Origin of the sequence: Neptunicella plasticusilytica (assembly GCF_047922965.1) — a bacterium.
Taxonomy (GTDB): Bacteria; Pseudomonadota; Gammaproteobacteria; order Enterobacterales; family Alteromonadaceae; genus Neptunicella; species Neptunicella plasticusilytica.
Window position 1 is genome coordinate 2396373 of sequence record NZ_CP150481.1, and the last position, 25870, is coordinate 2422242.

Here is a 25870-nt window from a genome sequence, read left to right on the forward strand (position 1 = left end):
TGACTGCGTTTTCCATAACCTTTTGTTAGATCGGGATGATTTACATCATGAATCGTAGCCTATTATTTATATTCACTTTATTTGCCTTTAACAACGCACTGGCCTGCCAGTTTGATGATGTCACCTTCGATAGCGACTTCAGTATGGCGCGTCTGGATAGTTGCGAAAAACTGGATACCCACCAGTATCATATCGGTATTCACCCAGAAAATGAGCCGGTAAATCCCAGTCCCTGGTACAGCTTTAAAGTCCATTCCAAGCAAGACGCCACAGTGCGACTGAAGATGACTTTCAATGGCAATTATCCGCGTTACTTTCCCAAAATCAGTTATGACGGCGTGCATTGGCAAGGCATACCATTCAGCACTGAGAACAAAGCCATGTGGTTCAGCATTAACACGTCTCAAAAGCCGCTTTGGGTCTCCGCCCAGGAGGTGATCAACAACGCCGAATATGAGGTGTGGCTGAATAAAATGTCGGCGCTAACAGCGAATGCCAAACTCGAATTGCTGGGTAACTCTGAACAAGGTCGTCCCATTAATGCCCTGGTTCAGCAAACGCCTGGCAATCATGAATGGTTGGTGGTGATTGGTCGCCAGCATCCGCCTGAAGTGACCGGCGCCATGGCCTTATTCGGTTTTTCAGAAGCAATACTCACTGATAAAGCGCTGCAACAGCGTTTTTCGCAGCGTTTTAACCTGTTGCTGGTACCTGATGTTAATCCTGACGGCGTAGAACAGGGTAACTGGCGACATAATGCTAATGGTGTTGATCTGAACCGTGACTGGAAAAAGTTTGCCCAGGCCGAAACCCGTCTGGTCAGGGATAAACTGGCCAGTATTGTTAAAGCCGGTGGCAAAATTGTGTTTGCAGTGGATTTTCATTCCACCTATCACGATGTGTTTTATACCATGCCCGAAGATTATCCCATCGCACCTAAAAACCTGATGAACGATTGGCTGGCAGGATTGGCGAATAACACCAAATGGGCCTTTAAAGCCAATGTTAAGCCCGGCTCCAATCCCGATAACGGTGTATTTAAACAGTTTATCGCCGATCAGTACCAGGTTCATGCGGTCACCTACGAAGTGGGAGATAATACCAATCGTCAGCTTATTCCCTATGTTGCGCAGCAAGCGGCAAGGGTTCTGGTGGATAAATTACTGGCCACCGGCGAGAAAGACTTTAATCTGAAACCTTGAAGGAACGAATATGTTCAAAGCGCGCCAGAAAATATTGCTGTCAGTCCTGTGTCTGACAAGTATGCCGTTACTGGCACAAAGTGATGCAGACTATGTCGCCCAATTTGTGCAACAACATCAAACTCGCAATATTGAGCTGGCGCAGAATATGTGGAACTGGGCTGAAGTCCGTTTTCACGAAGACAAAAGCTCGCAAGCTATGCAGCAGATGCTGTCCGCCCAAGGCTTTACTGTTCACGCTGGAGTAGCAGGCATGCCCACCGCCTTTGTCGCCAGCTATGGCAGTACGGGTCCGGTGATTGGTATTTTAGCCGAAATGGATGCCCTGCCCGGCCTGTCCCAGCAGGCCACACCACAACAGCAAGCCATCGAAGGCAAACAGGCAGGCCATGCGTGCGGCCATCACCTGTTTGGTGCCGGTTCGGTTGCAGCAGCCATCACAGTTAAAAACTGGTTGGAACAGAACAAGATTAATGGACAAGTGCGTTTATACGGCACTCCCGCGGAGGAAGGTGGATCCGGTAAGGTTTATATGGTTCGAGACGGGCTGTTCAAAGATGTTGATATTGTATTGCACTGGCATGCTGGCGATAGAAACAACGCTCAGGCGATGACCACGTTAGCCAATAAAACGGCTAAATTTCGCTTCCATGGTATAGCCTCTCATGCCGCAGCCGCACCGGAACTGGGACGCTCGGCCCTGGATGCTGTCGAAGCAATGGATTATATGGTCAATATGATGCGTGAGCATGTTCCCTCTGAAACTCGCATTCATTACGTCATCACGAATGGTGGCTCGGTACCCAATGTGGTGCCGGAATTTGCCGAGGTTTATTATTATCTGCGTACCCCTTCTGCCGCAGATTTACCTGAGTTATGGACCAGACTGGAAAAAACCGCCCAAGCAGCGGCGTTAGGCACCGGAACAACAGTAGAGCAGGAAATTATGTCGGGCGTCTGGAGTGTGCTGCCCAATAGCACTTTAGCTAAAGTGACTTATGACAGTATGCAACATTATGGCGGCTTGAATTACACCAGCGAAGAAAAACAGTTTGCTGACAAAATCCGGCCCAGTCTAAGCAAACGTGCACAAAAAAGAATTGGCGCCGAACAGCAAATCGATCCCTGGACTGATGAAATCTATGCGTCGTCGGCATCAACCGACGTGGGTGATGTTAGCTGGAATGTCCCCACCGTCGGCTTTGTGACCGCTACTTGGGTACCCGGCACTCCGCCACATAGCTGGCAGGCTGTGGCGGCAGGAGGAATGAGTATTGGCTATAAAGGTATGCAGTTGGCCATTAAAACCCTGGCCCTCAGCGCAATAACCTTGTATCAACAACCGCAACTGATTGAAGCAGCAAAACAGGAATGGTTACAACGTAAGGGTGATGTGCAATATCAGTCACAAATTGGTGACCGGCAACCGGCACTATAATCCGTCGGTTACTGGTCAGCCAATACAAACTCGATTTTGTCACCCACCTTTACCTGATGTTTGGCATACCAGCCCAATTCCATTTCCAGTGCGCCAATCACCTCACCGGGCGATGGATGAGTGCTTTCATCCATCGCTTGCATCTGGATAATTGACACTATCACGCCCTTTTCATCAATATAGGCCAGATCCAGCGGGATCAGGGTGTTGGCCATCCAGAATGCGGTTTCCTGCGGACTGTTATACACAAATAACATGCCCGGTTTGGCGGTTTTTCTGCCCATTAAACCTTTGGCACGTTCTTTTGGACTGTCCGCCAATTCCACACTCAGGGTTAACTGGTTAATTTTGATATCAATCAGTTCAAGCGGTTGAGCCTGAATATTGGCATTGCTGAGCAGTCCACAAACTAACAGCAGTAAAGATAAAAATTTTGCTTTCACATCAACCTCAATTATTCGATTACAGATAAATTACGCCCGGCCGCAGGGGGGCCAGTCTGGATAACACTTCATTTTGGGTAGTTAGCGGTAGATCATTTTGTTCCATGGCTTTAACCAGCAAATCAACCACGTGATTAAAATCCGCTTCATTCACATTCATTCCGGTGTGAATATCCACCATACTGTCACCACTATATTCACAGGGGCCATCACTTATCGCACATAAATGGGAAACAAAACCGTTACGAAAATGGTTGATATTGGCATGTTCGAAATAATGAAAAATTTGTTGATCCTGGCCAATTTGCTGAATAAAGCTTGCGACCAGATTTTCAATTCCTGCCTGTCCGCCCAGCTTTTGGTAGAGCGTCTGTTGTGGATGAGTTTGACAGCCGCCAAGCAAGCAGAGGCTGAATATTAAGCTAATGACAAAGATAATATTTTTCATAATGAACCCGCTATTGACAGATACCAGCCCGACTGGTCTTTAGCACCGGCAATTTCTCCCAATTGCAACCAGGCTGCGGTGACGCTGATATGTTTGTTGGGAAACCAGGCTACAAACAAGTCCGCCCAATCATCTTCCTTGAGACCCAGATTATCCGGCTTCTGCCGATATTCGACTCCCACCGCCCACTCGGGACTGAGAAAAATAGCAGTTGACCCCTCAAGTTGAATACTTTCATCCTTGTTTTCACTGCCAAAACCCAGCAATCCCAGTTGATTGGCCTGGGTATAGCGCGCAGTCAAATTCCAGAACAGGTTATAACCGGCAGCCGCGCCCAGGTGCAATTTACTGGCTGCCAGATAAAAATCGTTGCCGGAGGTATCCTTGGCACCGACCAGTTTGGCGACAGTGCCATCTTTAAGCGATTTATGTTGCCATCCCGCACTGAGCTGTGGCCAGGTTGAATAAACCAGATCACCATACAGACGGACTTTAATCCCGCTTATATCCTGCTCAATTTGGGTCGACAACGCGGGTACATCGAATTTTTGCCGCGCATAAGACAATTCAACCCGGTCATATAAGTTCAATTGAGCACCACAGACATCCAACCGATAATCGGATAAATTTGCCCGACTGCAAAAGCCGTTAACGGCGATTTCATCACGCGAAGCGTACCCCGCCAGCTGTGCCCAGGGCACTAACCCTCCACCACCAGAGCCTTCAGCCTGGGAAACTCCCGGAGTTGCCAATAACTTGCCTCCACCTGCATATGCCTGAATGCAAACAGTAGATAGCAATGCTGTACTAAACGCTTTTTTCAGTAACATCATATTGTTCCAACCATAAGGTTAAATCTTTGGCGGACAGGGGCCGACTAATGTGGTATCCCTGAATGTGGTCACACCCCATACTCGTTAACAGGTCCAGTGACGCCTGGTTTTCGACCCCCTCAGCAACCATCGAGAAGCCTAAATTATGCCCGAGCATAATGGTTGACTTGACGATAATCTGATCTCCGGCGGATTTATCCAGTTCCAGAATAAAACTTTTATCAATTTTCAACTCATCCAGCGGTAATTGTTTGAGTTTCGACAATGACGACTGGCCAACACCGTAGTCATCCACCGAGATGGTAAAACCGGCCTGCTTTAATTCATGAATGGCAGCAAGCGCTTTTTGCTCGTCTTCCATCATATCGCGCTCGGTCAGTTCAATAGTAATATACTTAGCACTAACATCATGAATATCAATGGTTTTCTGTAAATACTCAAGGAAATGATCGTCAGTCAGGTCCTGAGCAGATACATTGATTGACGCCTTGATATACAGATTCTGCTGTTGCCAGGTTTTTACCTGTTTAACCACTTCATTGATCACCCAATGGGTTAACTCAATAATCAGTCCGGCACGTTCAGCCAAATCAATAAACACGTCAGGCGGAATAAATTTCCCCTCACTATTGATCCAGCGGATCAAGGCTTCCACTTTTTCTATTCGACCATTCCTGGTGCTTAATTTGGGCTGATAATGCATAAACAGAGCACCATCATCGGCGTGCAAGGCTTGCTTCAGTTCTTCGACAATGGCAATACGCTGCAGATGCGCTTCGTCTTCACCGGTTTGATAAAAACGTAATTCCAGATTGGCGGTAGAGGCGGCGTCAGAAGCAATAGTGGCGCGTCGCACCAGAGATTTGGAATCGTCAGCGTCATCCGGGTACATCGCCACTCCGCAGCTAAAACGCAAATTTAGCGATAAGTCCCTGACCCTGTAAGGCAAATTAAGCTTGGCAAGTAATGCTTCAACCTGAGCAGCTGGAGTTTGGTTTTTGTCACAGGCTAATAAGGTTAAAAACTCGTCACCACCAATACGGGCGTTATTTTCTTTACCGTCTGGTGAATAATTTATCAAACGCTTGGCAACCACCTGAATACAGTCATCACCTATTTGTGGCCCCAGTTTGTCGTTAATTTGCTTGAGTCCTTTGATATCAATTACCAATACCAGAAATCGCTTACCGGACTTGAGGATTTGATCAATATGCAATCCCATAATATGGCGATTATACAAGCCGGTCAGGCTGTCGTGCTGCGCCTGATAAGTAATTTGTCTCTCACGCTCCTGAATTTCGTTACCCATTTCAGAGAACGCCTTAAACAATTCCTTTATCTCGCTGCTGTCGCGCTTACTTTCAGGTTCGCTGAGATAATCCCCCTGGGCAAAGCGTTTGGCGGTAACCACCAACCTGGATAAAGGCACTGTCATATTGCGGGCCAGCAAACCGCTCAGGATAAGGCAGACCAACATAGTCGACGCAGCCAGGATCAGAAAGGTATACAACAGACGATCAAATTCTTCATAGGTTTGCGCCAGACTGGCACTAAGCAATATGCTAACCGGCGAATCAGACATGCCATTCAGCGGAATGATCCGGTTACTATAAGCAATACGGCTGCCAAATAGCCATGGCAACCGATGCTGACTGACATAACCACGAATATCGGCGGATAATTGTTGATCCAGCGAGGTGCTTATAACCTTGTTTTCCCCTTGCAGGAAACTGACATCCAGACCGGTTAGCTGTTTAAGATCGTTGGTCACAGTTTCGTTAATTCTGAAGCCAATCAGGCTGTAGGCGATAGTACGTGGTGCTTTTACCGGCAATAATATGACCTGATACAAAGTGTTATCAAAGATGATGAACTTGGCATGCAAAGGGCCATTCAATAGTTCGGTAACCACTTTCGACATATCCTGGGTGGGCTGAAAGTTTTCGAAACTGGTAGAAACCAGTTTGCCTTCCAGATTGGTCAGGATCATCAGATCTGCGCTGATCCTTTGACCATGATTATTTAACACACTGGCAATAGTGTCGGCGTCATTAGTGGCAACAGCTTGCTTAAAACCAAAATCGGCGGTAAGTACCTGCGCGGCGGTGATCAGCAAATTCTCTTTGGCGGCCAAATATTGTTCATAGACATTTTTGGCACTATCAATATCAATCAGTATTTTTTTCTCATTATATTGACTGGTTGACCACCAAAAACTCAGCAAGCTGGTGGCTGACGTGATTAACACCAGGCTCGCGCAAAATAAAACAATCTGGTTTTTTAAACTATGTTTCCACATTTTAATGTTTGAATTGTGCGCCGAAGGTGTCTCTGGCCGCTGGCTCTTCAACCTTCATACTGATCTGATAACGGCCATCCACTTGCGGCAATTCAGCCAACGGAATAACTTGTCGCTTTTCCGCTCCCTGAGCGTTCTGGCTGTGCCAGACGCTGACAGAAATATCAACTCCAGCAGACAAGCTGAGCTGGGCATTGCCCTGTTCGTCTGTTATCTGGGCATCGTCACTATTGGCAATATAGATATAACCAACCATTGAATCATGGATATTACAGCCTAAAACCGCCACTCCGTGGTGATTGAACTCTATCGGAGCTTTGGGCCGGCCAGCATAGAGTTTTAATTCAAAGGGTTTGGCCGGAGAAAAGGAATACACATGATGGCGAATATCATCACTGTTGGGGAACAGCACAGACTGGCCTTTCTCAATCAATAATACTTTAGGTGCAAATTGTTTGTTTACCTGATCCATTATCGCCACTTCATCAACATGGCTAAGCGGCTGCGCTGTGCCTTGTGCTGCAATGATTTCGACTACCGCATGTTGCAGCGCATTGCCTTGTTGATCCTGGACATGCACGATAATTTTCTGAGCCGCAAAAGTCTGATGACATGAAACAATCAAACTCATTAGCATTAAGACCTTGGGTATGGGTGACTTTGTCATTTGTTACCTCAATAAAGAGATTGAGCGCCATGCCATGCACGGATTTCGCTTATATGTCCCTGCGGAACCCCCTCAACCATTCATTATTTAGCAATGAATATCTATACATTGGCTGGACAACATCCCGCTGGCTAGCAATGTATCTATTACGCCGACAACTGCTCATTACTAATGTCTGCCAATTGCGACATCAACAATATTTATAAACTAGCGGTTTTATCCCTTAATTGACAGCCATTTTTATATAAAATACCGTCACTTACCCTTAATTACTGAACGGCTTTATCCGGTCAACCCCATTTTGCTCAGTGGCAAGTTGCATAAACGCCTCGCCTAATCGATCCGATTCCGACAACACCGCCTGCCAATAACGGATACGCTGCTCTGCTGGCATGGTTTCAAAATCCTTACGATCCGGAATTTTTGCATAAGGCAAGCTTGCCACAAATTCGGCAGATGGAACCACCATCACCACATTATCATAGCTGGCAGCATGAGGTTTGCGGCCATTGGTTTTATCAAACCAGCCTGGCACGGGTTGCGCAAAGAAGTGCGGGTACAACACCAAGCCTTCAGGGTCATTTTTTGTCGTTACCTGCAAATCAAAATGGTAATCAATAATTCCGCCATCCCGATAGATACCCGGTGGCGCATCGGCGATATCCCTTACTCCTTTTAATACAATGGGAATCGAGCCGGATGCCATCAATGCGGATTGCAAATTCGCGGCATTTAAGTCAACCGGATAAATCGGCATTTGATAAGGGTCGTTGATAATCAGTTGGCTGCCGGGACTGGAAAAAACAAAACGCTGGTAATACCGCTGTAAGCGGGCGCGATTGAACTTGTTCGCTACGGCACTACTCAGCAATCCGGTTAGCTGCAGGCCTTTTGATTCAGAGCGGGTAAAACCAAGACAACGCGCCACAACAAAATGAGCTCGTACCAGGGGGTTTTGCAGAATTTGATTAACGCCATCGTTTTCAAGCACCTTATCCAGTAGTTGCCAGCCTTTGTCAGTAATTTCCTGATTGTCCGGCTTGTCCGAATACACTGTATGCGAGTAATAATGAGCCAGCCGATTAATCGCCGCCAAAGGATCCTGCTGCGCGTAACAGGCAAAACGGAACGAACCGGCCGATGACCCAAGCAAATCAAGCGGTGTTGTTCTGCCAACAAAGAACTCCGGCATAATCACCCGATCCAGTCCCGCCAGTACAAACCACTTTGGTCCTCCCGACGCACCCAGCATGCAGCTAAAAAGTTGTTGATGAAATCCCTGTTGTTGAATGGTTTTTAATGCTCTGGGCCCGGCATAAATATCAAGTACCTGCACTGTTAGTCTTTTTCCTCATAAATGGCGCACACCGCTCCAGCCGGATCTTCGATCACCGCGTAGCGGGACGTTGCACTAAACTGTTTAATACGGGTGAGTACTTTTCCACCCTGTTGTTTTACCGCGACCAATGAACTGTCCAAATCATCTACCAGTATGTACATTAACCACTGCGCCGGTAAATCAGCGTTTCCCCCCGACTGTGACAAATACCTGCCACATCTTTCGCGGATCCCGGTGTCTGCATCGAATAATCCTGGTACTCCCCCATATTAACGGGATTGACTTTCCAGCCGACTACACTGGCATAAAAATCACGTACCGACTCAGCATCGGCAACAGTTAAATCACGCCAACCAATACTACCTGTTTCTTTTTCAGCCATAATATTTCTCCGGATTAACACCTGAATTGACTGTTGAACAAAATCCGCTCATAACAAAATAATTAATATTTTCAATAAGATAAAAACTAATACCCGAGTGGTCAACAAGGTTATCCACAGATTTGGTGGATAACAACAGACAGTGACAATATTTTTACCCTTCCCTCGCCAGACAATGTGATAATTTACACTCTGAATGACGCTATTTTATTTTTTGGATTAATGCATGTTCAATAACTTGGTCAGTATTGATCAACTTCCTGTCCACACCAAAAGTATTCCGATCATCAGTCCGCTAACCGGTAAAGCAATGCCGCTGGATCAGGTACCCTCGGAGATTTTTAGCCAGCGCCTGTTTGGAGAGGGGTTGGCGATTGAGATGACAGGTTCCAAAGTCATTGCCCCCTTTAACGGGATCATGCATCAGGTTCCGGCCACGGCGCATCAATTACGCTTAAAAGCCTCAAATGGGCTGATGATGCTGATCCAGATCGGCATCGACTCGCATGAAATGATGGGCGAAGGATTTGAGTTACATGTCAGAAGTGGGCAACCTTTCTCTAGCGGTGATTTGCTGCTCAGTATTAACCTGCAAAAACTGAAAAAACGCCTGTCCAGGGTGATATCACCGGTTACCATCTTGAACAGCAATAAATTGACTGGTATTTTGCCGCACTATCAACAGGTTATAGCGGGTCAGGATCAATTGATGACGCTGTATATTTAATCTTGGTAAAATTGCCGGCAGCTTGGCGCTTTTGCCACTAACGGAAGTAAACGACACTCAATCATGACAACTTTATACGGTATAAAAAACTGCGACACGATTAAAAAAGCCCGTAAATGGCTGGAACAACAGGATATATCCTACCAATTCCATGACTATAGAGCAGATGGTATGGACAAGGACTGGCTTATCTCGGTTGCACAGCAAATTGACTGGCAGCAATTGCTTAATACCCGCGGCACCACCTATCGCCAACTAAGCGACGAACAAAAAGCCGATATGACTGAAACCAAAGCCATTGAATTAATGTGCCAATACCCGGCAATGATAAAAAGACCGCTATTGATCCATCAACAACAATATTTATTGGGTTTTAAAGCCGACCAATACCAGGCGTTATTGGCATGAAACAGGATGTTGTTCAGCTTGGCAAAGCACTCATTAATCAACGTTCGGTTACCCCGGATGATGCCGATTGCCAGAAAATGATGGCAGATATTCTTGGCCCGTTAGGCTTTGATATCGAAACCATGGTATTTGATGACACCACCAACATGTGGGCGCGTAAAGGTCAGCAGAAACCGCTTTTGTGTTTCGCCGGTCACACCGATGTGGTGCCATCAGGTCCCGAATCAAGCTGGAATACCCCACCCTTTGAAGCCACTGAAATTGACGGTGTCATTTATGGCCGCGGCGCGGCGGATATGAAAGGCAGCCTGGCGGCGATGTTAGTAGCCACTGAAAAATTTGTAGCTAACTACCCAAATCATAAAGGCTCAATTGCCTATCTGATTACCAGTGATGAAGAAGGTCCCTTTATCAACGGCACCACCAAGGTGATTGATACACTTGAAGCCCGCCATGAAAAAATTGACTGGTGTATCGTCGGCGAGCCTTCCAGTACCAATCAGGTCGGTGATGTGGTTAAAAATGGCCGCCGCGGATCGCTGACCGGCGATCTAACCGTAAAAGGTATTCAGGGCCATGTGGCCTACCCTCATCTGGCCAAAAACCCGATTCATCTGGCGGCGCCAGCGATTGACGAACTGGCAACCACCCACTGGGATAATGGCAACGCGTTTTTTCCGCCAACCAGTTTTCAGGTATCCAATATCCATTCGGGTACCGGTGCCGGTAACGTGATCCCGGGGGTGCTCGAAATTTGTTTTAATTTCCGCTTCTCAACCGAAACCACTGACCAGCAGCTGATTCAGCGGGTCGAGAATATTCTGGATAAACATCAACTGGATTATCAAATAAAGTGGACCTTCAACGGCCAGCCCTTTTTAACTGACAGCGGCGACTTGGTCGATGCCACCTGCGCAGCCATTAAGCAAGTCACCGGGCTGGACACCGAACTCTCCACTGCTGGCGGTACCTCGGACGGACGTTTTATCGCCCCGACCGGTGCGCAAGTGATTGAACTGGGGCCGCAAAATGCCAGCATTCATAAAGTTAACGAGAACGTCGGTATCGAGGATTTACGCCAACTGGTAGATATTTATTACCAGATTATGGTTAAGCTGCTAGCCTGAACAGTAATTACCGGGGGTTCGAATCCCTCGGGTCAAATCAACTAATATGAGAGTTCAAAAATGAGTGGCTGGTTAATTGGTTTTATCGTAATAATTGTGTTTGCAGTGATTATCGGCAATCTGTTGCTGCTAAAAGATTCGGCCAAAACCAAATTGCCCAGCCTGAAAGATAAACAGTCCAATAATGCCAAGTGGGATGCAGAAGATAAAAAAGATGATGACTGGTAAATATCGGATCACAGCATCAATCTACTGCACTCGAGCGCTTAGCCACACTTTTTCCACTTAACAACTTTTTTGCTTTGCACACAATGCGGCAGATAGTGGTGAATATGATGGATATCGGCGGTTTCCTCACTGCTGTTGTCCAGTTTGACACCAAGATAAGCAAACAAACTGACAGCAAGCAGTAGCAATAGCGGATTAACTATTAATAACTGGGCAATAGAAAGTTCAAACCAGAATCCCGCCAACAGGATCGCGCCTATTGCGCCAACACAAAGCCAGCGTAACCCGTGCATTGCTACTCTGAATAAATAATCCATTGTCATCTCCCCTGTTAAAGCTGAATATGACTATAGAAGCGATAACATCAGGCGACAAACGTAAAATATTTATCAAACAGGTGAATATTATTCACCTGTATACATCGTTACCTGCAGCTTAAACCAATTGATAAATGCCTGGATATCAGGCCTTTCGTTATCATACTGGCGATACACTGCATAACAGGACATGGGAAAAGCGCTTTGCTCGGCGAAGGGCCGTAATAACACTCCCTGTTCGATGGGTCCCATTTCGATTGGCAAAATAGCCAATGCCAGCCCCAGTCCCTGTTGCGCCGCATGAATGGCGGCATCATAAGATCCTAGTGTCAGGCTTGAACTAGATTCAACACCATACACGCCAACACTTTTTCCCCAGTTAGGCCAGCCATCCTGGATATAGGAAATATGCAACAGCGGAACAGTACAGATCTGCTCAACCCGGCTCAGTTGGTATTTATCAGCAAATGCGGCGGAACATACCGGAGTCACCTGGATATCAAATAGTTTTTCGCTTATCACACCCGGCCAATTTCCGCTGCCAACCCGGATCGCCAGATCCAGTTCTTCATAGCGCAAATCAACCAGGTTCATACCGGTTTCAATACGCAGTTCAATATCAGGAAACGCAGTCTGAAACTCGCTAAGCTTAGGAATAATAATGTTGCTGGCCAGACTGGGGAAAGTTGAAATCCGCAACGACTGGGTGGAAAAACGCTGCTTAAGCCTGGATGTCCCTTTGTCCAGTTGCTGAAACATATCCTGCACCACAGCCAGATACATGGCACCCGCAGCCGTTAAGCTAACCCCCCGGGTCAAACGCTGAAACAACGGTAGTTGCAGATGCTCTTCCAAGGCTTTAACTTGGTGACTAATGGCAGAAGGGGTTAAATGCAACTCCTCCCCTGCAAGTTTGAAACTGAGCTTGCGCCCGGCAGCCTCGAATATATGCAGCAAATGTAAAGGAGGAAGCTTTCTAGCCATAGATAACGCAATCGTCGCTTAGGCGATAAAAAACTGTTTGCTCCAATAACGCGGCTGAATCGATGTTAGTCATCTATTCTTACTGCGGTGCCATTAATACTGACCATCAACATACTACCGTGCTTGCCGACTACTTCGTAGTCAATATCCACACCTACCACTGCGTTAGCTCCGATACTGCGCGCCTCATTTTCCAGCTCCTGAAAAGCAATTTTACGTGCGCGGGTAAAGACATTTTCATAAGCGCCGGAGCGCCCGCCGACGATATCACTGATAGAGGCGAAAATGTCGCGAAACATATTGGCGCCCATCACCGCCTCGCCTACAACAACGCCCATATATTGGCTAATTTGCTTACCCTGAATTTCCGGTGTGGTAGTGATAATCATATTTAATCCCTCAAATAGGTAGTGTTGGCCAGTTATCCCTGATGGATAAATTGCCGTATTAATGCCAGTCGCTCGTCTCGTTGTGCAGGTTGATAAGCGCAAGGTGCCACTTGTCCCCAGACCGGTTTCGGCCAGGCAATATCCTGTTCAAAACGAGCAATATGGTGCAAATGCAACTGGGGAACCATATTACCCAGTGCGGCAATATTGAGTTTGTCAGGTTTAAATAACTGTTGCAATCCACGACTGATCAACGCCGATTCTTGCCACAATTGCAATTGGTCTTGCTGATCAAGTTGAATGATTTCGCGGATATCATTACGCATTGGCACCAAAATCAGCCAGGGATATTGACAGTCATTCATTAGCAATAATTTACACAGGTCAAGATCCATCACTTCAAACGTGTCCTGCGCCAACTGCGGTGCCAGTGTAAACATCACAATTCTCCTTTTTATTCCCAACCCTGGCCTATTTCAGTCGGAATCACAGTGAGCAGTGCTCGCTGACCCAGCGCCACTTTTGCGTTGGGAAACACTATTGCTTCACCGGGATATTCAGCCTGATACTTGGTGCCATTTTCTTCCGCCAACACATAACCAGGCGGAAAGTCAGTGAAATTAAGCGCATCATCGGCAAAATTCAATTTAAAATCGTCACGGGTTTTATTGATAACCTGGTGAATTTTAAAAATATCCATTTGCGCCGGATCAAAGTCCCCCAAATCTATCTGTCCGTGACTAATGAAACGTCTTAATGTTTTATCCGTCGCCGCAAACCGCGACATATCGTTGTGCCCAAAAGGCATGACCTTGCCCAGCTCGACGGTAAAGGCATCTGCCCCAAACTGTCGGGAAGAAAAATAACTGAAAGTCGTGGTAGGCGATTCTGACAGCAAAAAGGTTGTCACCCCGCAGGCCGCTAAAAATTGCAACTGGCTAATTTTCCAGGGACGACCATGCAGGAAAGGATAAACCGCGAATTTGTCATTTTTGGAACCACGAATTGCGGTATGTAAATCATAGTGATAGCGCCGGTCCTGTCGTTGACCGAAAAATTCGGCCACCACATTTTCCAGTTCTAACGCTCTTTTGCGTTCATCATTACATAACCCCGGAGGCGCTGAATGAGCACCACTGAACAGACGGTTCATATTTTCTTCGATAAAACGCTCGGCAATATCCATTGCCGCTAAATTACCAAACAGAAACAATACCCGCTGGCTCACCTGCAATTTGCCCGTCAGGATATCCTGCACCATGGCATCACATATCTCGATCGGTGCCGTTTCGTTGCCGTGGATACCACTGGATAACACAATACTTTTATCTGAGTCTTGCTCTGGCTCAAAACCAATCATGCCGGCACCATACAACGTCACTTGGGTGTGATCGGATAAAGTAAAGTGTCGACGGGAGGCAAATAATTCAGGGTTTTGACGGGATAGCTGTAAAAATTGACCATGTTTGGTCAGTTCAAAAACGGGCATAGAGGCATTTATCGGATTATCAGTTGTGTGCTTAGTGTAACCGAATTTCGCTTTTATGTGTCTAGGGCGTGTTGATCTTTTATTTCCCGGCAGGTATTCAGGCAATACGGCTTTGGTAGGCTAGCGAGTCTCCAACAATAATCTCGCTTTGACTTAACTCAATAAATTCACGTAAGGGTACCGCTCTGGCAAACAGGAATCCTTGTCCGGTTTTTATTCCCATGTCCCTTAACAGATGCAAGTGCGCCAGCGACTCAATCCCTTCGGCAACCACTTCACACCCCAGTGACTCTGCAATCACCTGGGTGGCTCTGACGATGGCCCGATTCACCGGATTTTCATCCAGCTGCATAATAAAAGTCTTGTCTATTTTTATCGTATCGATTTCCATATCGCGCATATAGGCCAGATTGGAATAGCCTTTACCAAAGTCGTCGATAGCAATCAGGAAGCCCATCTGCCTTAACTGGCTCAATTGTTTATGAACCATTAACGAGTTGGACAAGGCAATATCTTCAGTGAGTTCCAGCTCCAGTTCATCGGCGCTGGCGCCATAGGTTTGCAGCAGTTTTTGCATATTGGCGACAAATTTACTGTCGTACAACTGGGTCGGTGACATATTTACCGACAACTTCATTTTGACTCCGGCCGTTTTAAAATGCATCAGACTCTTTACCGCATTTTCAAGCACCCAGTAGCCCATTTCATTCATCATGTTATAGGATTCGGCAGCTTCCAGCAGCGGCCCCGGGAAGATCACTCCATCCAGCGGATGATGCCAGCGCAACAAACATTCGGCACCGACAATTTCGAGACTGTTAATATCCACTTTGGGTTGAAAATACAGTTCCAGCTCATCTTGTTCAAACGCTCTTTTCAAATCCGCTTTTAGCGTGAGTTGCCGGCTAGAATCGACCCTGTCCTGTATTTGCACCGCATAAAAGTTTTCATACTTATTCTGCTTGGCCTGCTTCAACGCGGCTTCAGCGCGGGAAAATAACTCATGAGTATTGCGATTTTGCGATGAGTTGATTGCCGCACCCACATTAAAATCAGCGATAAATGAATGATCATCAAAGCTGATGGGGGTCTTAAAGTGTTCAACCATATGATTATAATAATCCTGCAATTGCTGTTTGCTATGCCTGCCGGGGATCACTACACCAAAAATATCGCCGCTAACCCGCCCCATCAAACTCATATCACTGAGTAGCAACTGAACGCGCTGGGCAATTTCAGACAGGATATAGTCACCCGCTTTATAGCCCAGACTGGAACTGACATCGGAAAATCGCACTACATCAATGAGCAACAAGGATAAATCGGGCGTGCTAAAAACCGATTGTTCGATGCAATCAAGAAAAGCATAACGATTGGGGATAGTTGCTAAAGATTGATAAACCAGATTCATTGAGTACTACGTAACCTCATCTCAATTAGAACGCGGATTTTACCTGTTCTGGCACGGAATAAAAGCCCTAAATATGTATGTAAATCCATACACATCCGTTGATTCATCTCGCCTTGCGCTCGTTGTCTAGACGTCGGCACGACGAAAAACGTCACTAACCAGATCTTTTGCTTCGGCTAGCAGCCGTTTCAGATGCTCATCGCCCAAAAAGCTCTCTGCATAAATTTTATATACATTTTCGGTACCCGACGGTCTGGCCGCAAACCAGCCATTTTCGGCACAGACTTTAACTCCGCCGATACTGGCGTTATTACCCGGCGCATGAGTCAACACTTGCTGAATATCTTCACCGGCCAGCTGACTGGCCTGGATATCACTAACCTGCAATTTTGCCAACGCCTGTTTTTGTTCCAGTGTGGTCGCAACATCGATGCGCGCATAGCTGGGGCGAGCGTACTTTTCGACCAGCTGTTGATAATACTGGCCCGGTGTTTTGCCGGTAACTGCCAGTATTTCGGCTGCCAGTAAACATAAAATAATACCGTCTTTATCAGTTGCCCAGGTACTGCCATCACGACGTAAAAAGATCCCGCCGGCACTTTCTTCGCCAGCAAATCCAATAGCACTGTTTAACATCCCGTCGACAAACCATTTAAAACCCACCGGCATTTCAGCCAGTGGCCGCTCCAGCCCCTTGACAACTCTATCAATCATGCTGCTGGACACCAGGGTTTTGCCCACTTTTAAGCTGGCACTCCAGTCACTACGATGGCGATACAAATAATCAATCGCTACAGCCAGATAATGGTTAGGATTCATCAAGCCGACATGAGGGTCGACAATACCGTGCCGATCAAAATCCGGATCATTGCCAAAGGCCAAGTCATAGCCGTCTTTCATTTCGATTAAACCGGCCATCGCATAAGGTGAGGAACAATCCATGCGAATTTTGCCGTCTTTATCCAGACACATAAAAGCAAAAGTCGGATCAATCCGTCGATTCACCACCTCGATATTGATGCCATAGCGCGAGGCAATTTTATCCCAGTAACCCAGACCTGCGCCGCCCAGCGGATCAGTTGCCAGTCGCAGTCCTGCTTTGGCAATGGCCTGCATATCAATCACCTGATCCAGCTCGTTGATATAGTCTTGCGCAAAGTCCTGCTGCTCGACCTGTTCCATTGCCTGTGTATATGCAATACGTTTTACCGATACCATACCCGCGGTAATAAGCGCGTTGGCCCGCTGTTGTATAATAGAGGTGATCTCCCCTTCTGCCGGACCACCGTGAATAGCGTTATACTTGAATCCGCCATCTTCCGGTGGATTATGTGAGGGCGTGATTACGATGCCATCAGCCTTGTCTTCATGCTGACGGTTGTAAGATAAAATACGGTGCGAAATCACCGGTGTCGGCGTGTACTCGCCATTTTGCTGGATCACCACCTTAACTTTATTGGCCACCAACACCTGAACAGCAGTAGAAAAAGCTGCTTCCGATAGTGCATGAGTGTCGATACCGATAAACAACGGACCAGTGATATCCTGCTGCTGCCGATATTCCGCCAGCGCCTGGCAAATAGCCGCGATATGTGTGTCATTAAAACTGCCAGAAAACGAACTGCCGCGATGTCCGGAGGTGCCAAACGTCACTTGTTGAGAGGGATTATCACTGTCGGGCGTTAGGGTAAAATAACGGCTGACTAACTGCGGAACGTTGACCAGTTGCTCGACAGGTGCAACCTTTCCGGCAAGGGGATGGATACTCATGTTGTCCTCTTAACTCCATTAACTTGTAAAACAGGCTTATTGCCCATATCAATATCACATTGTGTTTGTAGGGTACAGTGGGCAATGACGAATTTATTAAGTCAAGTCGCCTACCTTATTTTAAGGGCAAATAATTGAAATTATTGAATTTTCAAGAAAAAGGCGCAGGCGAAGCGATTGTCCTGCTGCATGGTTTACTGGGTAGTCTGGACAATCTGGGTATGGTCACCCGTGGGATTGAATCAAGTCTGCGCGTCATCGCAGTAGATTTGCCTGATCATGGCCAGTCGTATTTTTCCGAACAGTTCAGTTACGCAGAATACGCCAACGCAGTGTTGCAACTGCTGGATCATCTTGGGATAGATCGCTGTCATCTTGTCGGCCATTCCATGGGCGGAAAAGTCGCCATGCAACTGGCACTAAATCATCCCCAGCGGGTAACAAAACTGGTTGTCGCCGATATTGCTCCGGTCGCCTATCCTGCCCACCACACCGCCATTTTTGCCGGACTCAACAATGTCGATTTGGCGACGATAAGTAATCGCAACGACGCGGATAACGCGTTAGCCAAACATATCAGCGAAGCCGGAGTCAGGCAGTTTTTGCTGAAAAGTCTGCAGCAAACAGAGCAAGGCTGGCAATGGCGTTTTAACTTACCCTTGTTACAACGGGATTATGCATTAATCTCCGCCGGAATCGATTCCAGCCAGACTTTTGAGCAACCGACACTGTTTATCAAAGGAACAGAGTCTGACTATATCCAGGCCGAACATCGTGAATCGATCCAGCGCTTATTTCCCAATGCCAAAGCGCAATTAATGCAAGGCTGCGGACATTGGTTACACGCTGAAAAACCTCAGCAATTTAACCGTATTTTGCTAAATTTTATTCATCCATAAAGTGCAACAATTGGGTGTCTATGCTATAGTCCGCGCCGTTTTCCTCCTTGCAGTTGCGGGTACATAGCGTGTTAAGTGAATACTATGAACAGATTGAGGCCGTCGCGCTGGACGTGAGTCTGCTGATTTTGTTTATTTTAATGGGGTTGGCTATTCACGACGTACTCAAGAAAAATGATGTACCCAAACTGGGACGCTACATTACCTATGGCGTATTATTATTGGGTGCCGCAGGTTTCGTGGTGAAAGGCATTATTCAGTTTGTGTTGGCAAGTTAGGTCATTTATAGATTATTAGATTCAGAAGGTTTAAGAACATATGGCGAGTGTTGGGCTATTTTTTGGTAGTGATACAGGTAACACAGAGCATGTTGCCAAGATGATCCAGAAAGAACTGGGTAAAAACCTGATCGAGGTGCGGGATATCGCCAAGAGTAGCAAAGAGCAGATCGCCGAATTTGATCTGCTGATGTTCGGTATTCCGACCTGGTACTACGGTGAAGCCCAGTGCGACTGGGACGATTTTTTCCCTGAACTGGAAGAAATTGATTTCACCGATAAACTGGTAGCCATTTTCGGCTGTGGTGATCAGGAAGATTATGCTGAGTATTTCCTTGACGCGATGGGCATGGTGCGCGATATCGTCGAAGCCCGTGGTGCCATTGTGATGGGCCATTGGCCTACCGATAGCTACGAGTTTGAAGCCTCCAAAGGTATGGCGGATGACAACCATTTTGTCGGTTTGGGGATTGACGAAGACCGTCAACCGGAACTGACCGAATCACGGGTAAAACAGTGGTGTAAGCAAATCCACGAAGAAATGTGTCTGGCCGAACTGGGTTGAGCCCGACAGACATAGTCTGGTTAAGGCATCCTGCACGGGATGCCACCTCATTCTCCTCCCTTATAGCGACTCATCCTTATTTGCTGATAAATTGTCTGCTTATTTAACCGCATGGTTTGATATACTCGAGCAAATTTTTAATCTGGAACCCTCATTTGCAATTCAGTGACCTGCCACTAGACCATCGGATCCTTAACTTTCTCAACCGTAAAGGCTTTGCCGATGCAACTGAAATACAAAGTCTGGCCATCCCCCACGCTTTAATCGGCAAAGATCTGATTGCCTCATCCAAAACAGGTTCGGGTAAAACCTTGGCTTTTCTGATCCCGGCCTTGCAACGGGTATTAAAAACTAAAGCATTAAGCCAACGCGATCCCCGCGTGCTGGTCCTGGCCCCGACCCGGGAACTGGCCAAGCAGGTGTTTTTACAACTGCGCGCGATGATTGAAGGGTTGCCGCTAAAAGCCGCGTTAATTCTGGGTGGTGAAAATTTCAACGATCAGGTCAAGACCTTGCGCCGTCATCCCCAGTTTGTGGTGGGTACCGCCGGACGTATTGCCGATCATGTCAAGGATCGTTCATTGTTTCTCAATGGTCTGGAACTGTTGATTATGGACGAAGCTGATCGCATGCTGGATCTGGGCTTTGCAGAAGAACTCAAAGCCATTAATCGTATGGCTGACCATCGTAAACGTCAGTCGTTAATGTTTTCAGCCACTATGGATAATACCGAGCTTCATTACCTGACCAAAACCCTGCTCAAGGCACCACAACGGATCAGTATTGGTGAAGCCAATGCCCCGCACCAGGACATTGAGCAACGCTTCTACCTGTCCGATCATATCGAGCACAAAGAGCAGCTGTTAAAAGCCTTGTTGGCGCAAACACCTTTCCAGCAAGTTATCCTGTTTACCGCAACTCGCGTAGATAGCGAACGGTTGGCCAAACTATTGCAGGAATGGGGACATAAAAGTGTTGGTCTGAGCGGTGAACTCAGTCAGTCACAACGCAGCAACATTATGAATGAATTCAGTCGTGGCCATCATCAAATTCTGGTCACCACCGATGTGGCCTCCAGAGGACTGGATTTACTGCATGTGTCACTGGTGATTAACTTTGATCTGCCCAAGCTGGCAGACGAATACGTACATCGTATCGGCAGAACAGGAAGAGCCGGTAATAAAGGCACGGCAATGTCTTTGGTTGGTCCTAAAGACTGGCGCAGTTTTATGGCAATCAAGACCTTTTTGCAGCAACACATTGAGTTTAGCCAAGTGGACGGATTAGCGGCCAAATTCAAGGGTTTGGCACCGGCTAAAAGCCTGAATCCCAAACATAAACCGGGCAAAAACGCCCCGGTTAAAGCCCCGCGTTCCAAAAATAAACCGGTTAAACGGATAAAATCCGCTCAGGGAGTTGATGTCGGAGATGCGCCAATGCTAAGAAAGAAGACCAAACTAATCGATAGAGATGAAGACTAAAGATATGAATCTTTTCGATTTCACCCAGTCCTATGGATGTTAACTGTTAATATTATGGAAGCCTCAACTGGTATGCTGTCATTCAAGCCACGTTTTATCATTCGCGTTATCCCCTTCGTCCTGATGTTGTTAGTTTGTCCATTAACCAACGCCCAACAGCGAGACACTAAAGTTATTGATGCGGTAGTCAATATACATGTCAATCAGGTGCGCGCCTGGGATGACAGTTACAATAACGCGAGCCAGGGAACCGGATTTGTTATTGATAGCGAACAGGGACTGATCCTGACCAATAAACATATTGTCGAGACCGGTCCGGTTGTTGCCTATGCAGAATTTTCCAATAAGAAACAGATTGAACTGATCCCCATATACCGTGACCCGGTACATGACTTCGGCTTATTCAAATATGATCCCAAGCAGCTGGACGGATTAAAAATTTCGGCGATTCCGCTGAGTAATAAAGCCAGTGTCGGCACCCCTATTCGCTTGTATGGCAATGATGGGGGCGAAGATCTGTCCATCATAGAAGGTGTGCTGTCACGCATTGACCGACCTGCTCCGGATTACCGCAACACTAATACCGATTTTAATACCTTTTATTTTCAGGCGGCACTGGGCAGCAGTGGTGGTTCGTCCGGATCACCGATATTAAACAGCGACAACGAAGCCATTGCGATCAACGCTGGAGCCCGGCGTGATGCCGATACCGCTTTTTTCCTGCCCATGGAGATGGTGATGCCAACAGTGGAAAAACTGCGGCATCACCAAGCAGTCAAGCGCGGTACCTTGCAAACCGAATTCACCCACACTCCCTTTAACCGGTTAAGAACACTAGGTCTGGCCGAAGATAAAATTGTCCAGGAACTAAAACACTCGCCCGGCGCTACCGGCAAACTGGTGGTCAGTCATGTATTACCCAAGGGCCCCGGCGACGGTGTTTTTGAGCCGGGCGATATTCTGCTCAGTATCAACAACCAGCCGATTAACAATTTTTTTGAACTGGAATCCTTGTTCAACCAGCAGGTGGGTAACAAAATTGATTTGTTATATTACCGCAACGGCAAAGAACTGGTTAAAACACTGGTCGTGGATGATTTATTTGCGCTGACGCCGGATGAGTATATTGAATATGGTAAAGCCAATATTATTCCGGTCGGGATTAACCTCGCGCGGCTATTCAATATCCCGATTCACGGATTAACCCTGGTGGATGCCGGTCCGTTATTCGGTAGTCAAAATATCAAGCGCTTCGCGCTAATTGAAGAAATCAACAACCAGCCAATTAACACCCTGGATGATTTGGAAAAAGAATTAAGCGAAATCGGCATCGGTGCACGATTTAGTGTGCGTTATCGTTATCCTTTTGATATTGCCCAGCAGCAGTATAAGCAGCTAACCGATTACACCGACTGGTTTGATAACAGCCGCTGTAAAAATATCGCCGGCCAACGTCATTGGCAGTGCAAGCCACTGATCAAGAAAAATACCGCCAACGGCAAGCATAACTTCAGCTCCAATAAGGTTGTCACCTCGCCAATTGTCGATATCAGCGTATTCCGGCCAGTACTTGTCAATAGTCAGAATGATGTTAACCGGCGTGGTCAAGGCGCAATTATTGATAAAGATGCTGGACTGGTACTGACCGATAAATCAGTGATCGACAGCTCACTTGCGGTCATCAATATTACCTTCAATAATGGGGTCAGCAACTCGGGCAAAGTACTTGCTATCCATCCTTATCTTAATCTGGCCATGATCCAGACCGATTTGTCCGGCGTAAAATTCAGCCCCTCGATTTTGCCTAAACTGCAATCGATTCAGCCCGATACCAGCGAGCGCTATCAATTTATCGGCAAATCGTCGATGCTGGACTTTAAGGTCAATGCCTCGGCACTGTGGCCAATAGTAATAGGAAACGAGAGCTTTCATGACAGCTTCGAGTTTGCCCCGCTACCCGATGTATACGGGCTTTACCTGAATAACAAAAACCAGATTTCCGCTGTCAACACCAACTATATTTACGATAAATCATCGATGAACGACATAATTCCTGCCCGGCTGGTGCTGGATTTCGTCAACACCGTCAAGCAGGATAAAGACGGGATGTATATGCTGGAGAGTGATTTTAATTACATCAGCTATGCCGAAGCGCTTGAGTTGGGTATGGAAGGCATTGATGTCACCAATACCGATCGGGTACTGAGTGTATACAGTGTCGAGTCGCTGGGCGACAACGCATTAATGCCGGGTGATATTGTGCTAAAAGTGAATAACCAGCCCGTCTCGGCCATCAACCAGTTATACCAGCAGGTCAAACAGCCGCTGTTTGATATGGATATTCTGCGCAACGGTAAACCCCAGTCGATTAAGGCCAGTGCCCGATTCAAAGACTTCAATACCTTCCATGATGTTATTTTCTGGGGGGGAGCCATCATCCATAAAATGAATGACAAGGTCTACCTGCCCGACGGCCCGGCTGAAGGTTGCTTGCGTATCAGCGTGTTTTATTTTGGCGGTCCGATCCACAGCTCCGGCATCACCAACGGCAGTTGTATTTATGCCATCGACGGACAGAAAGTGCAGACTATTGGTGACATTAAAAAACTCACCATTAACAAACAGTCCGGTGATTATACACGGGTGCAAATCGTTGAATTAAATAATAATTTCCGGATCGCCGAGTTCCGTTTACGCGAAGACCCCTATTACTGGCCAATCAAGCACTGGAATCTGGGTGAAGATGGCTGGCAAAGAGTTAATCTGGACTAACCGGCTGTCGAATAATTCAACAAGATAAGTTCAAAGCCGTCATCGACAAGATTTATCCACTCGAAGATATTCGCGCCGCTTTTGACTATGTCGAACAGGGCCAGAAAACAGGCAATGTGGTCATCGCTATAGAAAGCAGATAAACAGCCTTTATGTTATCGATAAAAGTAAAGCAAGCCTTAAAGGCTTGCTTCCAGTTGCGGCAGGATATCAAATAAGTCACCCACCAGACCGTAATCAGCAACCTGAAAAATCGGTGCGTCTTCATCTTTGTTAATCGCCACGATCACTTTAGCATCCTTCATTCCGGCTAAATGCTGGATAGCACCGGAAATTCCTACCGCAATATAGAGATCCGGCGCTACAATTTTACCTGTTTGACCCACTTGCATATCGTTGGGCACAAATCCGGCATCCACTGCGGCTCGTGACGCGCCAATCGCAGCCCCCAACTTATCGGCGATACCTTCCAGTAATTTAAAGTTCTCGCCGTTTTGCATTCCCCGTCCACCGGAGATCACCACCCGTGCAGTGGTTAATTCCGGACGTTCGGACTGAGTGAGTTCAGAGCTGACAAATTCACTTGATGCGTTAGCTTTAACCACTTCAATTGACTCAACAGCAACCACATCGGTGCCTGTTTCAGCGGCATCAAATGCCGCAGTGCGCACAGTTATTACCTTAATATTGTCGCCGCTCTGTATCGTCGCAATCGCATTCCCGGCGTAAATGGGCCGCACAAAGGTATCCTTTGACTCAATCCGGATCACATCAGAAATCTGTTCGACATCTAACAATGCCGCCACTCTGGGCAACAGGTTCTTGCCGGTGGTGGTCGCAGCCGCCAGTACATGCGTATATTGAGAACCCACTAGCTCAACCACCAGTTCAGCCATATTTTCTGGCATCTGGTGTTGGTATTCAGCATGATCGGCTAACCAGACTTTATTAATTCCCAAAATCGCAGCAGCCTGTGCTGCCACCGTGGCGCAATTCGCCCCGGCTACCAATACATGACATTCCTCAGCCAATCCAGCCGCAGCATGAACCAATTTTAAGGTGTCTGGTTTAAGTTGTTGATTATCGTGTTCTGCTATTACCAATACGCTCATGAGATCACCTTGGCTTCATTTTTCAATTTACTGACCAGCTCGGCAACATCGGCCACTTTTACTCCCCCTGCTCTTTGCGCGGGCGGCTCCACCTTTAAAGTGGTGATATTTGACTTGAGGTTGAGTCCCAAACCTGTCGCAACAATCACATCCAGCGGTTTGCGTTTGGCTTTCATAATATTAGGCAAGGTGGCGTAACGAGGTTCGTTCAAGCGCAAATCAGTGGTTACCACAGCAGGCAGACTTAGCTTGACTGTTTGCAAACCGCCGTCAATTTCCCGCGTTACCGAAACAGACTCTGCTTCCAGATTCACTTTAGACGCGAATGTACCTTGTGGCATGCCGGTTAGCGCTGCCAGCATCTGTCCAGTTTGGTTGTTATCCGAATCAATCGACTGTTTACCCAGAATAATCAGTTTGGGCTGTTCCTGCTCGACGATTTTTTGCAGTATTTTGGCCACCTGCAAGGAACCCGGCATTTGTTCTGTTTCAACATGAATCCCCCGGTCTGCACCCAACGCCAGCGCAGTCCGAATTTGTTCCTGGCAACTTTTATCCCCTATCGATACAACAATAACTTCCTCGGCCAGTCCCTTTTCTTTTAACCTGATTGCTTCTTCCACCGCAATTTCGCAAAACGGGTTCATCGCCATCTTGGTATTGGTTAAATCGACACCTGAATGATCAGCTTTAACCCGGACTTTAACGTTGTAATCTATTACGCGCTTAATCGGCACCAGAATTTTCATATATTCCCCAATAAGTATGGCTGTCAACTCTGCTATCCAGAGTAAGTTTGTTTGAACCGTTGCGTTGCAATGTACTTCCTGTTGACGTAAACGTCAACCAACACTACCCTTAG

29 protein-coding genes are annotated in these 25870 nt (G+C 46.9%); 12 read left to right on the forward strand and 17 right to left on the reverse strand.

Annotation, left to right across the window (positions count from 1 at the left end):
• The first annotated feature begins 47 nt into the window (after positions 1-47).
• Positions 48-1202 (forward strand): M14 family metallopeptidase, encoded by a 1155-nt coding sequence (locus V1467_RS10660; RefSeq protein ID WP_416304963.1) that lies wholly within the window; start codon positions 48-50, stop codon positions 1200-1202.
• A gap of 10 nt (positions 1203-1212) precedes the next feature.
• A complete protein-coding gene (locus V1467_RS10665; RefSeq protein ID WP_416304964.1) occupies positions 1213-2640 on the forward strand; it encodes an amidohydrolase in 1428 nt (475 codons plus the stop codon).
• 8 nt (positions 2641-2648) lie between these two features.
• On the opposite strand, the gene V1467_RS10670 is transcribed toward V1467_RS10665, so the two are convergent.
• From V1467_RS10670 to V1467_RS10705, 8 genes are all read right to left on the reverse strand, one after another.
• Positions 2649-3083, reverse strand: a complete 435-nt coding sequence (locus V1467_RS10670; protein WP_416304965.1) for a DUF192 domain-containing protein — start codon at positions 3081-3083, stop codon at positions 2649-2651.
• Between the two features lie 19 nt (positions 3084-3102).
• Complete coding sequence (locus V1467_RS10675; protein ID WP_416304966.1) at positions 3103-3531, reverse strand: group I truncated hemoglobin; 429 nt, start codon at positions 3529-3531, stop codon at positions 3103-3105.
• Complete coding sequence (locus V1467_RS10680; RefSeq protein WP_416308687.1) at positions 3528-4361, reverse strand: DUF3034 family protein; 834 nt, start codon at positions 4359-4361, stop codon at positions 3528-3530. Before V1467_RS10680 ends, V1467_RS10675 begins: the two co-directional genes overlap by 4 nt.
• Positions 4339-6612, reverse strand: coding sequence for an EAL domain-containing protein (locus V1467_RS10685; protein WP_416304967.1), 2274 nt, complete (start codon positions 6610-6612; stop codon positions 4339-4341). Before V1467_RS10685 ends, V1467_RS10680 begins: the two co-directional genes overlap by 23 nt.
• 52 nt (positions 6613-6664) lie before the next feature.
• A complete protein-coding gene (locus V1467_RS10690) occupies positions 6665-7294 on the reverse strand; it encodes a methylamine utilization protein (RefSeq protein WP_416304968.1) in 630 nt (209 codons plus the stop codon).
• 301 nt (positions 7295-7595) lie between these two features.
• Positions 7596-8666: a patatin-like phospholipase family protein gene (locus tag V1467_RS10695; protein ID WP_416304969.1), complete on the reverse strand. Its 1071-nt coding sequence runs from the start codon at positions 8664-8666 to the stop codon at positions 7596-7598.
• 2 nt (positions 8667-8668) lie between these two features.
• Positions 8669-8830 carry a VOC family protein gene (locus V1467_RS10700; protein ID WP_416304970.1) on the reverse strand — a complete coding sequence of 54 codons (162 nt, stop codon included), beginning with the start codon at positions 8828-8830 and terminating at the stop codon, positions 8669-8671.
• Positions 8830-9051, reverse strand: a complete 222-nt coding sequence (locus tag V1467_RS10705; protein ID WP_416304971.1) for a hypothetical protein — start codon at positions 9049-9051, stop codon at positions 8830-8832. The genes V1467_RS10700 and V1467_RS10705 overlap by 1 nt, the downstream gene beginning before the upstream one ends.
• 226 nt (positions 9052-9277) lie before the next feature.
• Here V1467_RS10705 and V1467_RS10710 point away from each other — a divergent pair, with 226 nt between their 5' ends.
• The 4 genes from V1467_RS10710 to V1467_RS10725 all read left to right on the forward strand — a co-directional run bounded on the left by V1467_RS10710 (position 9278) and on the right by V1467_RS10725 (position 11541).
• Positions 9278-9778: a PTS sugar transporter subunit IIA gene (locus V1467_RS10710; RefSeq protein ID WP_416304972.1), complete on the forward strand. Its 501-nt coding sequence runs from the start codon at positions 9278-9280 to the stop codon at positions 9776-9778.
• Positions 9779-9841: 63 nt separating this feature from the next.
• Positions 9842-10186 (forward strand): ArsC family reductase, encoded by a 345-nt coding sequence (locus V1467_RS10715; RefSeq protein WP_416304973.1) that lies wholly within the window; start codon positions 9842-9844, stop codon positions 10184-10186.
• Complete coding sequence (gene dapE, locus V1467_RS10720; RefSeq protein ID WP_416304974.1) at positions 10183-11313, forward strand: succinyl-diaminopimelate desuccinylase; 1131 nt, start codon at positions 10183-10185, stop codon at positions 11311-11313. Before V1467_RS10715 ends, dapE begins: the two co-directional genes overlap by 4 nt.
• Before the next feature lie 60 nt (positions 11314-11373).
• Positions 11374-11541 carry a DUF2897 family protein gene (locus V1467_RS10725; RefSeq protein WP_416304975.1) on the forward strand — a complete coding sequence of 56 codons (168 nt, stop codon included), beginning with the start codon at positions 11374-11376 and terminating at the stop codon, positions 11539-11541.
• A 38-nt stretch (positions 11542-11579) separates the two neighbouring features.
• Here V1467_RS10725 and V1467_RS10730 read toward each other — a convergent pair whose 3' ends face one another.
• The 7 genes from V1467_RS10730 to pgm form a co-directional block, all read right to left on the reverse strand.
• Positions 11580-11858 (reverse strand): hypothetical protein, encoded by a 279-nt coding sequence (locus V1467_RS10730; protein ID WP_416304976.1) that lies wholly within the window; start codon positions 11856-11858, stop codon positions 11580-11582.
• An 87-nt stretch (positions 11859-11945) separates the two neighbouring features.
• The gene (locus V1467_RS10735) at positions 11946-12842 is read right to left on the reverse strand and encodes a LysR substrate-binding domain-containing protein (protein ID WP_416304977.1); all 897 of its coding nucleotides are present in this window, start codon (positions 12840-12842) and stop codon (positions 11946-11948) included.
• 65 nt (positions 12843-12907) lie between these two features.
• On the reverse strand, positions 12908-13231 hold the full coding sequence (locus V1467_RS10740) for a heavy metal-binding domain-containing protein (protein ID WP_416304978.1): 324 nt from the start codon (positions 13229-13231) through the stop codon (positions 12908-12910).
• Between the two features lie 32 nt (positions 13232-13263).
• Positions 13264-13671, reverse strand: coding sequence for an HIT domain-containing protein (locus tag V1467_RS10745; RefSeq protein ID WP_416304979.1), 408 nt, complete (start codon positions 13669-13671; stop codon positions 13264-13266).
• A gap of 14 nt (positions 13672-13685) precedes the next feature.
• Positions 13686-14720 carry a succinylglutamate desuccinylase gene (gene astE, locus V1467_RS10750; RefSeq protein ID WP_416304980.1) on the reverse strand — a complete coding sequence of 345 codons (1035 nt, stop codon included), beginning with the start codon at positions 14718-14720 and terminating at the stop codon, positions 13686-13688.
• Between the two features lie 97 nt (positions 14721-14817).
• Positions 14818-16131, reverse strand: a complete 1314-nt coding sequence (locus tag V1467_RS10755) for a putative bifunctional diguanylate cyclase/phosphodiesterase (protein WP_416304981.1) — start codon at positions 16129-16131, stop codon at positions 14818-14820.
• Between the two features lie 126 nt (positions 16132-16257).
• Positions 16258-17901: a phosphoglucomutase (alpha-D-glucose-1,6-bisphosphate-dependent) gene (pgm, locus tag V1467_RS10760; RefSeq protein ID WP_416304982.1), complete on the reverse strand. Its 1644-nt coding sequence runs from the start codon at positions 17899-17901 to the stop codon at positions 16258-16260.
• A 134-nt stretch (positions 17902-18035) separates the two neighbouring features.
• Between pgm and V1467_RS10765 the strand changes: the two genes are divergently transcribed.
• The 6 genes from V1467_RS10765 (at position 18036) to V1467_RS10790 (ending at position 24039) form a co-directional block, all read left to right on the forward strand.
• On the forward strand, positions 18036-18800 hold the full coding sequence (locus V1467_RS10765) for an alpha/beta fold hydrolase (RefSeq protein ID WP_416304983.1): 765 nt from the start codon (positions 18036-18038) through the stop codon (positions 18798-18800).
• A gap of 68 nt (positions 18801-18868) precedes the next feature.
• Entirely contained in the window at positions 18869-19078 is a 210-nt protein-coding gene (locus V1467_RS10770; RefSeq protein ID WP_416304984.1) for a DUF2788 domain-containing protein, read from the forward strand.
• A gap of 40 nt (positions 19079-19118) precedes the next feature.
• On the forward strand, positions 19119-19643 hold the full coding sequence (fldA, locus tag V1467_RS10775) for a flavodoxin FldA (protein WP_416304985.1): 525 nt from the start codon (positions 19119-19121) through the stop codon (positions 19641-19643).
• 155 nt (positions 19644-19798) lie between these two features.
• The gene (locus V1467_RS10780; protein ID WP_416304986.1) at positions 19799-21124 is read left to right on the forward strand and encodes a DEAD/DEAH box helicase; all 1326 of its coding nucleotides are present in this window, start codon (positions 19799-19801) and stop codon (positions 21122-21124) included.
• A 54-nt stretch (positions 21125-21178) separates the two neighbouring features.
• Positions 21179-23896 (forward strand): trypsin-like peptidase domain-containing protein, encoded by a 2718-nt coding sequence (locus V1467_RS10785; RefSeq protein ID WP_416304987.1) that lies wholly within the window; start codon positions 21179-21181, stop codon positions 23894-23896.
• Between the two features lie 14 nt (positions 23897-23910).
• Positions 23911-24039: a zinc-binding dehydrogenase gene (locus V1467_RS10790; protein WP_416308688.1), complete on the forward strand. Its 129-nt coding sequence runs from the start codon at positions 23911-23913 to the stop codon at positions 24037-24039.
• A 36-nt stretch (positions 24040-24075) separates the two neighbouring features.
• On the opposite strand, the gene V1467_RS10795 is transcribed toward V1467_RS10790, so the two are convergent.
• Together V1467_RS10795 and V1467_RS10800 are read right to left on the reverse strand one after the other, a co-directional pair.
• Complete coding sequence (locus tag V1467_RS10795) at positions 24076-25008, reverse strand: electron transfer flavoprotein subunit alpha/FixB family protein (protein WP_416304988.1); 933 nt, start codon at positions 25006-25008, stop codon at positions 24076-24078.
• Complete coding sequence (locus V1467_RS10800; protein ID WP_416308689.1) at positions 25005-25757, reverse strand: electron transfer flavoprotein subunit beta/FixA family protein; 753 nt, start codon at positions 25755-25757, stop codon at positions 25005-25007. The genes V1467_RS10795 and V1467_RS10800 overlap by 4 nt, the downstream gene beginning before the upstream one ends.
• Positions 25758-25870: the final 113 nt, after the last annotated feature.